The sequence below is a fragment of the Methylocella silvestris BL2 genome (genome assembly GCF_000021745.1).
In the GTDB taxonomy this organism is placed as follows: domain Bacteria; phylum Pseudomonadota; class Alphaproteobacteria; order Rhizobiales; family Beijerinckiaceae; genus Methylocapsa; species Methylocapsa silvestris.
Genome location: NC_011666.1, coordinates 494125 through 506923, shown reverse-complemented (window position 1 = coordinate 506923; position 12799 = coordinate 494125). Strand labels below are relative to the sequence as shown.

General features: G+C 58.3%; 9 protein-coding genes. 6 read left to right on the top strand and 3 right to left on the bottom strand.

Annotated elements, in window-relative coordinates:
- Positions 1 to 1404 precede the first annotated feature (1404 nt).
- Both MSIL_RS02330 and MSIL_RS02325 read left to right on the top strand, forming a co-directional pair.
- Positions 1405 to 2796 (top strand): hypothetical protein, encoded by a 1392-nt coding sequence (locus tag MSIL_RS02330; RefSeq protein ID WP_012589503.1) that lies wholly within the window; start codon positions 1405 to 1407, stop codon positions 2794 to 2796.
- 246 nt (positions 2797 to 3042) lie between these two features.
- Positions 3043 to 4296, top strand: a complete 1254-nt coding sequence (locus MSIL_RS02325; RefSeq protein ID WP_012589502.1) for a hypothetical protein — start codon at positions 3043 to 3045, stop codon at positions 4294 to 4296.
- Positions 4297 to 4415: 119 nt separating this feature from the next.
- On the opposite strand, the gene MSIL_RS02320 is transcribed toward MSIL_RS02325, so the two are convergent.
- Entirely contained in the window at positions 4416 to 5681 is a 1266-nt protein-coding gene (locus tag MSIL_RS02320) for an NAD(P)/FAD-dependent oxidoreductase (protein ID WP_012589501.1), read from the bottom strand.
- 471 nt (positions 5682 to 6152) lie between these two features.
- On the opposite strand from MSIL_RS02320, the gene MSIL_RS02315 reads away from it, so the two are divergent.
- On the top strand, positions 6153 to 6368 hold the full coding sequence (locus MSIL_RS02315) for a hypothetical protein (RefSeq protein WP_012589500.1): 216 nt from the start codon (positions 6153 to 6155) through the stop codon (positions 6366 to 6368).
- An 84-nt stretch (positions 6369 to 6452) separates the two neighbouring features.
- Here the strand turns inward: MSIL_RS02315 and efp are convergent, their stop codons facing one another.
- Complete coding sequence (gene efp, locus MSIL_RS02310; RefSeq protein WP_012589499.1) at positions 6453 to 7022, bottom strand: elongation factor P; 570 nt, start codon at positions 7020 to 7022, stop codon at positions 6453 to 6455.
- Positions 7023 to 7234: 212 nt separating this feature from the next.
- Between efp and epmA the strand changes: the two genes are divergently transcribed.
- The 3 genes from epmA (at position 7235) to MSIL_RS02295 (ending at position 12071) form a co-directional block, all read left to right on the top strand.
- Positions 7235 to 8290 (top strand): EF-P lysine aminoacylase EpmA, encoded by a 1056-nt coding sequence (gene epmA, locus MSIL_RS02305; RefSeq protein ID WP_012589498.1) that lies wholly within the window; start codon positions 7235 to 7237, stop codon positions 8288 to 8290.
- On the top strand, positions 8287 to 9378 hold the full coding sequence (locus tag MSIL_RS02300; RefSeq protein WP_012589497.1) for a lysine-2,3-aminomutase-like protein: 1092 nt from the start codon (positions 8287 to 8289) through the stop codon (positions 9376 to 9378). Before epmA ends, MSIL_RS02300 begins: the two co-directional genes overlap by 4 nt.
- A 152-nt stretch (positions 9379 to 9530) precedes the next feature.
- Positions 9531 to 12071: a DUF3772 domain-containing protein gene (locus MSIL_RS02295; protein WP_148212997.1), complete on the top strand. Its 2541-nt coding sequence runs from the start codon at positions 9531 to 9533 to the stop codon at positions 12069 to 12071.
- Here the strand turns inward: MSIL_RS02295 and MSIL_RS02290 are convergent, their stop codons facing one another.
- Positions 12072 to 12725: a cupin domain-containing protein gene (locus tag MSIL_RS02290; protein WP_187148691.1), complete on the bottom strand. Its 654-nt coding sequence runs from the start codon at positions 12723 to 12725 to the stop codon at positions 12072 to 12074. It lies immediately after the preceding gene.
- Between the last annotated feature and the right edge of the window lie 74 nt (positions 12726 to 12799).

Below are 12799 nucleotides of genomic sequence, written 5' to 3'. Positions count from 1 at the left end.
GTCTGGTTTGCAAAGGAGAATTAACATAGTGAGCGAAAACAACTTTCGACGACCCCAAGACATCATCATAACTTGGGGATTGGTAGGGAATTCCATCGGCGCAAGCCGAAGAAGCAGCGACCCCAAGGCAAATGACCGGGATAGCGTATTTCGCCACCGCCCGCAGAAAAGCCGTCAGTGCTTTTTGAGCGCGTGGTCGAAAATATTGCAAATTCATTAGCGGCGGCATTTTTTCCTCGGGGGTTTTAAGCGGTGACGTTGCGATGCCGCCCGCTTGGCTTGGACTCGGCAGTATGTTAAATCGAAAATGTGTCCGTAAAATGTAAATATGAAATAATCATATTCGTTACATTTTACAAGGCCGAGAAATCTCGCCATCGCGAATTCCGGTAATTTAAATTAAAGATGAAGCCTTTAAATAATAGAGCTGCCGCAAAACGACCTATATACGGAATGCTCAATGTATATCTTATTTAATTCCGCAGCAAATCATAATAAAAGATATGATATAATAATTTAAAGTATATTTAATACGTATAAATTCAATATAAATAATTTTTTTATTTATATAGTTTTATGACTTATATAAAAACTATTTATGTCAAATATTAATGTACTATTTTATATTCATGTTATTGTCATATAGTATCTATTAACAGTATAGTATTTAATATCAATGTTATTTTAATACGTTTATACATCTTTTTTTTCATTTGTATCAATATTAATTACAACTTCAAACCCGGCCGCGGCACGAACTGACGGAAGTGTGTAAATATGGCGGAATAATATTCATCACACATTCGCCACAAAACTTGATTTTGAAACGTAGCCATGCCCGCAGCATCTCGGCCATTTTGGCGTTTAGGCGCGCGTGCGAAACAGTGTTCCGACCAACGTCAACGTAAATGGAAATATCAAGGCGTAGTCCCGCTGTGAGCCAGACCTCTTGTTTTCGAATACACTGGGTTGTCTTTCCAGTTTTTGCGGACACATGCGTGAGGCAAAAGGTCTCGCAAAAAACGCAGCAAGGGGCGCCCCGGGCGGTCGCCGCTCCCAAACCGAACACCGCGCCCCACCTTTTCGGAAGGAGCTCGAGGGAAAGCCCGATGATAATGGTATGAATCGGTTCCCGCGGTTTTGAGGATCTCGATCACGGCGGGGAGTCACCGGCAATATGGTTTTCGGAGCGGCGCCAAATTTTAACTGCTATCATCCATTAACAGAAGCCATCATTAGGCGACGCCTGCCTTGACGCAGCGCTGGAATAGAGGAAACTCGCTCTTGATTACCCGGCGCCGCCGATCGACGGTTCAAGAATTTTTGACGCGTAATCATTAGAGGCGCTGCGCTTTTTTTGTGACGCAAAGCCCTTGCGGACGAGAAAAGGGCCAAGGAATAGCAATGCAAGAAGAGTATCGTATATTTCCCTTCCAGATGGCTCTTGTTTTATTTTCATGTATTGTTTCAGCTCTCTTTTTTCTATTTATTCTTCCATATAATGCCCAGTATAATGACTCACTTGTCATTTTAGCGTTTTGCATTTCTGCGCTGTTTTTGATGCTAATTACGAATTTATGTGATCCCCGCCCTCGCCCGATTCATTTACTGTTTTGTATATACATGATATTCTTCTATCTTCTTCCTGGCTACTTCCACACAGCATACGCACGATTCCCGTTTTTCCAGGCGGGATACAGCCCCGCGCAGGTCTTGACAGCGTCCATGGTCGTCGCCACCTTTTTGGCGTTTTTCTTGATCGGCTATGGGATTGTACTTTTCCCGCGCGGCAAGCGGGCCCGGCGGGCAATCGTTCCCGGTCGCCTGCAGAGGGCGGCGATTTTTTGCCTGATAACAGGCATAGTCTGTGCGGGGTCTCTGGGCTTCAGCGGCTTTATGACGACCATTCGAGACAGCAATCTCACAACCCAAACGACGGGCGAAACGGCGACTCCGATCAAGCTGATTATTGGCGCCCTCGCCCGGGCGACCAGTTTCTATGGCTTTATGTATGGGATCTTTCTTTTGAGGGATGATCGGCGCCTGATAAATGCGCTCGTTTGCCTTTCGACTACGGCGTTATTTTTTACTTTGAATTCACCTCTGGCAGTAACACGGTTTGTAATCGGCAGTTACGTCATTGGCGTATTTATTGTTCTTGTTCAATTTAACAGACCTCAAAAATTAATGCTGGCCTTTGCTTTCATCGGAGCGCAGGCTGGTTTGTTTTCATATATAAGTTACTTGTCACGAGGCGATCTCGGCACCGCCTATGTTTGGGCTCCTCTTGATGACTTCACAACCAGCGGAGACTTTGACGGTTTCCAGTCTACGATCAACGTCACGTCGTATCATGACCAGCTAGGTGGCAAGCATGGCGTGAACTTAGCGTCGGCTCTATTATTCTTTGTGCCAAGACCTCTTTGGCCGCAAAAATCAGGAGGCACCGGCGGGGAGGCGGCGATCTTCGAAGGTTACCCAATGTGGAACATTTCGTCGCCGCTTCCATCGGAATTCTACATCGATTTCGGATTTCCGGGCGTCGTCGTCCTGTCGTTCATCTTTGGCATGCTGATAAGGCTCGGCGACGATTATTTTCTTCATTTCAAAAACACAGCGGATGCGCTTGGGCAGGTGCTGGTTGCGACCGTTGCGTCTTACATCTTTATTATCCTGCGCGGCGCCCTAGTCGCAATTTTAGGTCCTTTCGCCGTTTCCCTGGCAATTGCGACCCTTTGCCATGCATATGTGACAGCTCCCGTCAAGGAGGACGAGGACGACGAAAGCGACGTTTAGCCCACTGCACCGGCGGACCGGCATCCGGAAATCTGCAGAGGCGAGTGACGCCCACCTGAAGCTTCGATAGCAAGCGGCTTCCTCCGATCTCCGACGCGCCGTAAACCCGCGACAGGGTCCTGGCTGTATGGTACTCGAGCCCGGATGCGCGATTATGCAATCAGATCAATGTCGCTGGGGCGCTGTCCCGAGGCTCAACCTTGGTAGAGGCGTCTCGTTCACTTCATTTTGGTGGAGAAACGTTCCATGAATTCCTGGCGCGGGCGCTGGCCGATAATTCTGGCAATCGGGGTAGGCGTCGCCGTTTTTGCTGCGGCCTATGTGACAACCGGGTCGACCTATCGAGCGTGGCGATTTCTAGGCGTACCATCGATGTCGCCAAGCTTCGCGGACTTGCGGGCGATAACACAGGGGATTGACTGCTTCCGAAGCGGTCGTGACCCCTACATTGACGCTTCCTGCGACGCCTTCGGGCGTCTCTACAACTACCCGTCTCTTTGGCTTCATTTCGGCGCGTTCGGGATCTCGGGCGCGAACACGAATCTCATCGGAGCAGTTTTTATCCTTCTGATTCTGGCCTCGCTATTGTCTATCTTCAAAACGAGTACCCTGGAAGGCGGAGCGATCGCCTTCACGGCGGCGACGGCGCCTCCCGTGATGCTCGGTCTCGAACGCGGAAACAGCGATATGCTTATATTTTCGCTGATTGTACTAGGTATCAGACTAATTTATTTTATATCCGATAGCCTGCGAAAGGAACCCTCAATCGGCGCCATCTCGACATTGATCTTTACTCTGACGCTGTTGAAGCTATATCCAATCGCGGGTATTTTGTCTGTTGCCCGATGGAAGCACGGCTACTCCGCAGTTATATTGACTGTTTTAGTTTCTGCAGCCGTACTCATATTTGGTTATGGAACGACACAGCTAAGCGCAATCGCCATGAATACACCGCAATCGCGTACTTTATCCTACGGCGCGATGCCCCTTTTTATTGCGATGGGCGAAGCCGGCGTTTTCTCGATCAGCATCGAGCGCATGCGATTGGCGGCTAGTTTGACCGCTCTCGCTATCGGCGGCTTGTCGATCCTGGGCTCGCTATATAAACCTGAATTTTTGTATAAATATACCGCGCCATTGAATCAGCGCTCGGCCAGAAGCACCATCGCCCTCGCCTCTCTCGCCATCTTCTGCTTTACGTTTGTCATGGGATCCAGCTGGATCTACAGGTTGATTTTTTTGCTGGGGACGCTACCAGCCACAATCGAGGCATATGACAGGACACGGCGGAAAACGCTCCTGATCTTCCCTATTGTATTTGTGGGATATTGTTGGCTCAGTCGGCTATCGCCCTATATGCCTGCGTCCCTCGTGATCGTGCAGGAGTTGCTGGACTGGGTGCTGTTTGCATTTGGATGCGCGTGGCTGGCGAATACAGTTTTCCCCCAGCTTTACGGTGGTCCCGCCGTATCGGCGGAACGCGCTGCTGAACTGGGCTAAAGAAGCGAGTTTTGTCCGGGGCCGCAGATTCAGCCCCGAATTCCTGCTCGTTGCTCCTTCCGCCGCGCCTGGCCGGTCGCTCTCGCGGGCAATCCAGTTGCCGGTATGACCGTTCCAGTTCACGCGGCGGCGGCCGCAAGAAGCGCCTTCAGCGACACCTGCTCATCGGCGAGATCCCTCGCGCTCGCTTTGATCCGGTCGCCGATCAGCCGTTTCGAGGCCATGAACTCCGAGGGGCGGTTGATGGCGTCGGCGGCGATGACATAGCCGTCCTTGAGATAGAAGGCGATGAAGGACGAGCTTTGCGTCGAGCCGCGAATCGCGAGTTCGTCATAGCCTTCCGACAGCCCGACCATCTGCAGCTTCAGATCATATTGATCCGACCAGAACCACGGCGGCGTTGCGGCTGGAATAGGCTTGCCGGTCAGCACGGCGGCCACAGTGCGCGCCTGCTCGAGGGCGTTCGGCACCGATTCGAGGCGCACGGTCCGATGTAAGAAGCCGTGGCGCACATGAACGGCGCAATCGCCGATCGCGAAAATCTCGTGATCATTGGTCCGGCCGGCCTCGTCCACCAGAATGCCCCCGTCGACGGCGAGGCCCGCGCCCTTGGCAAGCTCCATATTGGGGACGAGGCCAATGCCGACCAGGACGAAATCGGCCTCGATCGCCGGATCCTCGCCGCACAGAACCGCGCCGACGTCATTGCTCCCCTCGCGCGCGGAAAAACCGCTGACCGCGACCCCGGTGCGAATCTCGACGCCGGCGGCGCGGTGGAAGCGCTCGTAAAAATTCGACACTTCAGGCGCGGTGACGCGCGCCAGAACGCGGGGCGCAGCCTCGAGCACCAAAACCTTGAGGCCGCGTTTGATCGCGACCGCGGCAAATTCCAGCCCTACATAACCGCCGCCGACAATCACGAGGCGCCGGCCGCTCTGAAGTTGCGGCCGCAATTGCTCGACGTCGGCAATGCTGCGCAGGTAAAAGATATTGCCAAGGTCGGCGCCGGGAACGCGGAGTTTTCGCGCTCGCCCCCCCGCGGCGATGACCAGCCGGTCATAGGCAAGGCTCTCGCCGCCCGCCAGCGCAAGCTTTTTGGCGTTGCGGTCGATGGCCACAACGCTCTCGCCCAGACGCAGCTCGACATTGGCTTTTTCGTAGGCGACGGCCGCCTTGTAAATCAGCCCGTCCGCGCCCATTTCCCCGGCAAGATAAGCCTTCGACAAGGGCGGGCGCATATAGGGAAGCACGTTTTCGTCCCCGAACAGCACGATTCGCCCTTGATGCCGATTCTGACGCAGCTGAGTCGCGACTTCGGCGCCGGCCTGGCCGCCTCCGACAATGGCGATGGTTGCATCAGGGTCGACGGCGTCGCTTTGTGGCACGACTGTGGCTCTCCTTGGAAGCTCGGGCGGACGCCCGAGCCGCCTCATCGCGCAAGCACAGCCTCAATGCAAGGCAAAAACGGCGCTGGGCGGCAGGATGAATTGACGGGGCTCGCGGGCTCTTTCAGCTTTCGTAAAGCATAAGGTAAGAAAACCTTAAAAAGCGCTGCGTCAACTTGAGCAGAGAAAGAAACTGGAAACTAAATTGGATCGAGTTTGTATTAACTTTGAGCGTTAGGGGCCCGAAGTCCCGCGTGAAGCTCGCTCCGGCGCTTTGCTCCGCTCGTGCCTTTACTCACATCGCTCACGCAAGCTCCATGGAATTTCATAAGAGCATGGAACAAAAGGCTGCGAATCAAGTTTGTGGGAGTAAGCGGCCCGTATGGAAGCGGGAGAGAATTTGCCCACTTGAAAACGTAGTTTGGTCAAATTCATGTATCAAAAGTTAAGGCCGGGCGACCGGAAGAGCCAATGAACCGAATGTTGAAACAGGAGAGCTTTTCAGTGGAAACGATGGCGCCATTTAGCGGCCGTTTTGAACGCCCTGTGGCGACGAAAGCCGCTGCCAGCGCGCTATGCGCCCAGTTCGGCAGCCGGCTGCGCAAAGTGTTCGACGTCCCTTGCGTCGAATCCACTGAAGATAAGTTCGCCGCCCTGCTCGAACAGATCAACGCCAAGCTCGGTTAGCTTGGCGCTTATGACTTCAGCGACCTTTGAGGCCGTCCGCTTGGGCGGCCTTTCCATTTGTGGCGAACGCTTTCAGGCCGCCGATTAGTCCTTGGCGCGCTCGACATAGGAGCCGTCTTCGGTCTGCACGACAATGCGGGTCCCGGCGGAAATATGCGGCGGCACCATCGCGCGCGCCCCATTCGAGAGCTTGGCCGGCTTGTAGGACGACGACGCCGTCTGGCCTTTCATCGCGGGTTCGGTTTCGATGACTTCGAGCGTGACCCGGGCCGGAAGCTGAATGCCCACCGCGACCCCGTTGAAGATCGACAGGACGCAATTCATGCCTTCCTGCAGATAGATCGACTGATCGCCGATCACCTCTTTCGGAACGATCACCTGATCGTAATTCTCGCTGTTCATGAAGGTGTAGCCGTCTGCGTCCTGATACAGATAGCTGAAATTCATGTCTTCTACATAAGCGCGCTCGACCTGTTCGGTGGTCTTGTAGCGGTCGGTCGTCTTGACGCCGTCCGAGAGCCGGCGCATGTCGATTTGCGTCGTCGGTGTGCCCTTGCCGGGATGGAAGCTTTCGGCCGTCAGGACGACATAGAGCTGCCCGTCGTCGCGCTCGATGATATTGCCTTTGCGAATAGAACTGGCGATGACTTTCACTGGTTTTCCTTTATGCAATGGATCGACGCCGGCGCGCGCCGATCGGGCGTCCGGGTCCTGGCGGTCGAAGCGGAGGCGAATTGTTCAGATTTTCTTCAGCCCGACCGGGCGAGGCCCCTAGCGGGCGACCTGAAGAAAAGCTGAGCTGGCGCGCCTCCCGCCTTACGGGATATCGCTAGCCATGTTCCCGGTCTCTTTTCAAGCGAAATAGCATGAGCGACGCGCCTTCGCCCTGGTGGCGGCCCGACAGATACGCCGACCGCCGCCCCTTTCTCAAGGCGCGGACGAAGATGGCCGCAGCTGCGCGGTCGTTCTTCGGCGCGCAGCATTTCGTCGAGGTCGATACGGCCGCTTTGCAGATTTCGCCCGGCAATGAAGCCCATATAAGCGCGTTCGCAACGCAGATCATTAGCCCTTCGGCCGAGACATCGCCGCTTTATCTGCACTCCTCGCCCGAGTTCGCCATGAAAAAGCTGCTCGCCGCCGGCGAGGAGCGGATTTTTTCCTTTGGCCACGCGTTCCGCAATCGCGAACGCGACAAGCTGCATCATCCCGAGTTCACGCTCCTCGAATGGTACAGGGCGAAGACGCCCTATCAGAGGCTGATCGAGGATTGCGCCGGCCTCCTTGCGGCGCTGGCGCAGGCGGCCGGAGCCGACCTCCTGGTCCATGGCGGCGCGTCCGCCGACCCCTTTGAGGATCTTGAGCTTCTCGGCGTCGCCGAGGCTTTCGACCGCTACGCCGGAGTGGATCTTCTGGCGACCGTCGACGGGTCCGCGACGGATCGCGACGCGCTGGCGTCGGCGGCAGGCAAGATCGGCGTGCGGGTCGTCGCGGACGACAGCTGGTCGGACATCTTCAGCAAGATTTTGTCGGTGAAGATCGAACCCCAGCTCGGCCATGGCCGCGCGACGATCCTCATGGATTATCCTGCGAGCGAGGCGGCTTTGGCAAATCTGCAAGAAGACCAGAGGCTTGCCGAACGATTCGAACTTTATGCTTGCGGCGTCGAGCTCGCCAATGGCTTCGGCGAATTGACCGATCCCGTCGAGCAGCGGCGCCGCCTCGTCGCGGAAATGGCGGAGCGACAACGGATCTACGGCGAGTCTTATCCCCTCGATGAGGATTTTCTCGCCGCCCTCGCTCTGATGCCGCCGTCAAGCGGCGTTGCGCTCGGCTTCGACCGGCTGGTGATGCTGGCGACGGCCGCCGAAAGGATCGAACAGGTGATCTGGACGCCGGTGGCCGAGGCCTTTCCGAGCAAATGATCGCGACCGCGAAATCTCTCCGCGCAAAATCCTTGCGCGCAAAAACCCTGCGCAGCGCTGACGATCTCGTCGAAGCAGGCCTGGCCTCGGCGCGACGGCGCGCGGAAATCGAAAGCGTCGGCGAAACCTATCCCATCGCCGTGACGCCGGCCATCGCCGCGCTGATCGATCGCGACGCTCCAAATGACCCCATCGCGCGCCAGTTCGTGCCCGACATCGCCGAGCTTTCGCCACGCCCGGAGGATCTCGCCGACCCGATTGGCGACGAGGCCTATTCGCCTGTCGAAGGCGTGGTTCACCGCTATCCCGACCGCGTTCTGTTGAAGCTGCTGCTTGTCTGCCCCGTCTATTGCCGCTTCTGCTTTCGCCGCGACATGGTGGGTCCCGGCAAATCGGCGCATCTCTCGCCCGAGGCGCTCGACGCAGCGCTCGCTTATATCGCCGCCGACCCGCGCATCTGGGAGGTGATCCTGACCGGCGGCGATCCTTTCGCCCTGTCGCCGCGGCGCCTCGCCGAGATTATGGAGCGGCTGGCGGCGATCGAACATGTCAGGATCGTCCGGGTCCATACCCGGGTGCCCTGCGTCGACCCTGACGCGATCGACGCCGCCCTGATCGCCGCGCTCAAGAAATCGGGCAAGACCATTTACGTGGCGCTTCACGCCAATCATCCGCGCGAATTGACGTCAGAGGCTCGCGCCGCTTGCGCGCGTCTGATCGACGCCGGCATTCCCATGGTCAGCCAGAGCGTCCTGCTCGCGGGGGTCAATGACGATGTCGAAACCTTGAGCGCCTTGATGCGCGGCTTCGTCGAGGCGCGCGTAAAACCCTATTATCTGCATCACCTCGATCTCGCGCCGGGCGTCGCCCATTTTCGCGTTGACATCGAGAAGGGGCGCGAGCTGATGCAGCAATTGCGCGGACGCCTCTCGGGCCTCTGCCAGCCGGCCTATATGCTCGATGTGCCGGGCGGACACGGCAAATCCCCCATCGGGCCGGATTTCATCGAGCCGGCCGGCGCCAACGGCGTTTTTCGCGTGCGCGATTATCAGGGCGCGACGCACCTCTATCCGCCGCAAGTTCCTTAAATGAAATCAATGTGATAGATAAATTGTGCCCGACAAGGGTTCCAATTGCCGCTGAAAATCGCCTATCTGGACGTTTGTCGACGCAACAATCGCGCGACGCGCAAACCGCTCCTTTTTGGGGAATTGCCTGGGTGAAATGTCCTGGCTGCATTTTGGCTGTCTCGATCGCGGCCCTGGCGCTGCTCGCGGTTGCGCCCGCGCGCGGACAGACAGCGCAGCCCGCCGCCCCCGCGGCGCAGCAGGCTCCCAAAGCGCAGCAGCCCCAGGACGCGGCAAAGGACAAGACCGCGCCGGCCGCGGCCCCTGCTCAGCCGGCGGGGCCCCCCGCCCCGCCGCCGCCCGATCTCGCCCGCGCGCAGGATGAGCTCGAAAAAGCGAATGCCGCCTTGAATGACGTCGAGGCCGGGCTCGAGCGTCACGACTTAAGCGACGCCGATCTCGTCGCGAAGCGGCAGAGGCTGGCGCCGATCGGCGACGTCCTCAATGCGACGGCCGAGAAGATCGCGCCGCGGCTCGGCGAAATCAAGGCGCGGCTGGATCAGCTTGGCCTTCCGCCGGATGAGAAGTCGCCGCCGGAAAATCAAAGCGTTACGGAAGAACGCGCCGCTCAGCAGCAAAGCTATAACAATGCCGACGAGCTGTTGAAACGCGCCAAACTGCTGAGCGTCCGGACGGAGCAGTTGCGCACGAGCGTCGCCTCGCGCCGGCGCGCTTTGTTCACGCGCTCCTTGTTCCAGCGCTCATCGAGCATCGCCGACGCCAGGCTGTGGCGCGACGTTCTGCCCGAAACGCCGAAGAATGCGGAAGGCGTCGTCACCCTTTTCACCGACTGGGCCGGGCGGATCAACGACCGTTTCGACGGCTGGCGCCTGGCTGCGTTCTGGCTCTGCCTTCCCGCCGTGTTCCTCATCTACATCCCGCTGGCGCGGCTGGCGCGGCGCGTGCTCGCGCGCCGCGATACGGTGGAAAAACCAAGCCGCCTCCTGAAAATATTCGGCGCCTGGTGGATTGCGCTGGTGATCGCCTTGCCGCCGATCGCGCTGATCTATCTCGTCGTCTTTTCCCTCGATGCCGCCAATCTCACGAGTTTCCGGATTCAGACGGTGTTTATGGCCATCGCCGGCGCCGTCGCGCGCGTCTGCGTCGCCGCCGGTCTCGCACGCGGTCTGTTCGCGCCGACGCGGCCGAACTGGCGCCTGCCGCCGATCAGCGACGCCGCGGCCTCGCGCATCGTCAGCGTCGCGGTCAGCGTCGCCGCCATCGTCTCGATCACGCGCATCTGCGAGGCGCTGAACGAGGTCGTCGACGCATCCTTTTCTTTTTCGGTGGCGACGCGCGGCTTGGGCGTGGCGATCGGCGCGGCTGCTCTGGGCATGGGCCTGTGGCGGACCGGCGCCGACGTCTCCGACGAGGATTGCTTCGGTCCGCCGGTCACGCGGCGCTTGAACTGGTTTAGCATTCTGCGCGGCGTCGCTCTTATTGGGGCCGTGGTCGCCGGCGGCGCGGTGCTTGCCGGCTACCCCACCTTCGCCAGCTTTTTCCTCGATCAGCTGCTTTGGGTCAGCGCGATCGCCGCGCTTTATTTTCTCGCCAGCGTTTTGATCGATGAAAGCATCACCGCGGGGTTCAAACCCGGCGCCCGGCTCGGCGATTGGCTGACGACACGGGTTGGCGTCAGGCGCAATTCGCTGGAACTGCTCGGAGTCGTGCTCTCCGGCGTGTTGCGCGTGAGCCTCTTCATCATTGGCCTCATCGCGATCCTTGCGCCCTGGGGTCTCCAGTCGACCGATGTTCCGCTCGATCTGCGCGCGGCCTTTTTCGGCTTCAAGGTCGCCGAGGTGACGATATCGCCGGTCGCCATCTTCGGCGCGGCGGTGATTTTCGCTCTCGTCTCGGCCACCGTTCACGCCCTGCAGCGCTGGCTGGATTCCAGCCTCCTGCCCAAGACAAATCTCGATTCGGGGCTTCGCAACTCGATCATCACGAGCCTTGGCTATCTCGGCTTTCTGCTATCGGCCGGCGTTGCGTTGAGCTATCTCGGCCTCAGCTTCGAGCGCCTCGCCATCGTCGCCGGCGCGCTATCGGTCGGTATCGGCTTCGGCTTGCAATCGATCGTCAATAATTTCGTCTCCGGCCTGATTCTGCTTTGGGAGCGCGCAGTGCGGGTCGGCGACTGGATCGTGGTCGGCGGCGATCAGGGTTTTGTCCGGCGCATCAATGTGCGTTCGACGGAAATCGAAACGGTCGATCGCTCCCAGGTGATCATCCCGAATTCGAGCCTGATTTCCGGCGTCGTCAAGAATTTGGTGCGCAACGACCGTTCCGGCCGCGTGTTGATCGAAGTCGCGGTGAACGCTTCGGCCAATCCGGAGGAGGTGCGCGAAGTCCTGTTCGCGACGGCCAAAGCCAATGACCGCGTCCTGAAAATCCCCGCGCCACAAATCTATTTTACCGGAATGAGCGGCGCGACGTTGAATTTCGAACTCGCCGCCTTTGTCGCCGACGTCGAGACGATGGCCCGCGTCCGCAGCGATCTGCATTTTGCGATTTTCAAAGAATTCCGGGCGCACAAATTCTTCGACGGCCCCGACGCTGGACCGCAGAAGATCGAGATCGTCGGCGCTGCGGCGCAAAGCCTGTCGCCGCGCGCGCCGGCTCAGACCGACGCGGACAACGCCCGCGCCGCCGGCTGATCAGCCGGCCGTCGGCCGCGCAGCTTCTCCCGCCGCCGCGAGGTGCCCCGTCTTGACATAGAGCATGCAGCCGCCGGGTGAAATCAGACTTTGCGGATGACCGCCGGGGTCGCGGATCCAGCTGCGCCGCGCGTAATTTCCTCCATCATCCTGGCACGAGCCCGCAAGCACGACCGCCTCTTCGCCCTGGGGATGAATCATGCGGTTGAGCACCGCGCCGGGGTCGAGCCGGACCAGAAAGGTCGTGACGCCCGCGAAATGATGCAGAGGCTGGATGGCGAAGCCCTCCGGCGCCTTGCGCCATTCGCCACAGGCCGTCTCGATTGCGACGCGCTCCTCATCGCCGGGCAGGAAATAGCCAAGTTTGACGAAGAGCAGGCACCCTTGCGCGCTCGTCGGCGTATGGGTCGACCCGTCCGGATCGCGCAGATAGGCGCCCTCGCCATGAAAGCCGCTCTCGTCTTCGAAACCGCCTTCCATCACGAAGATTTCCTCGCCGCCGTCATGCACGCGCCGCGGCAAGGAGGCGCCGGGAGCAAAGCGCGCGAAATAGGTCGTCCGCACGCTCTCCTCGCCAAAGAGTTCGAGATTGAGCCATTCGACGCCCTTTTGCGGCGACGGCGTCCAGGTCGCGGCGTCCGGAAAGATGATCAAGCGTTTCGCGAAATTAGCGTTAATGCTTGTTTTTTCGTTCTTTTCCGGGATGGATTTGAAGGATCGCGACAATG

Excerpts from the sequence above, each read along its gene's own strand:
- MSIL_RS02330 (WP_012589503.1), top strand. The coding sequence starts at position 1,405 with ATGCAAGAAGAGTATCGTATATTTCCCTTCCAGATGGCTCTTGTTTTA.
- MSIL_RS02325 (WP_012589502.1), top strand. The coding sequence starts at position 3,043 with ATGAATTCCTGGCGCGGGCGCTGGCCGATAATTCTGGCAATCGGGGTA.
- MSIL_RS02315 (WP_012589500.1), top strand. The coding sequence starts at position 6,153 with ATGAACCGAATGTTGAAACAGGAGAGCTTTTCAGTGGAAACGATGGCG.
- epmA (WP_012589498.1), top strand. The coding sequence starts at position 7,235 with ATGAGCGACGCGCCTTCGCCCTGGTGGCGGCCCGACAGATACGCCGAC.
- MSIL_RS02300 (WP_012589497.1), top strand. The coding sequence starts at position 8,287 with ATGATCGCGACCGCGAAATCTCTCCGCGCAAAATCCTTGCGCGCAAAA.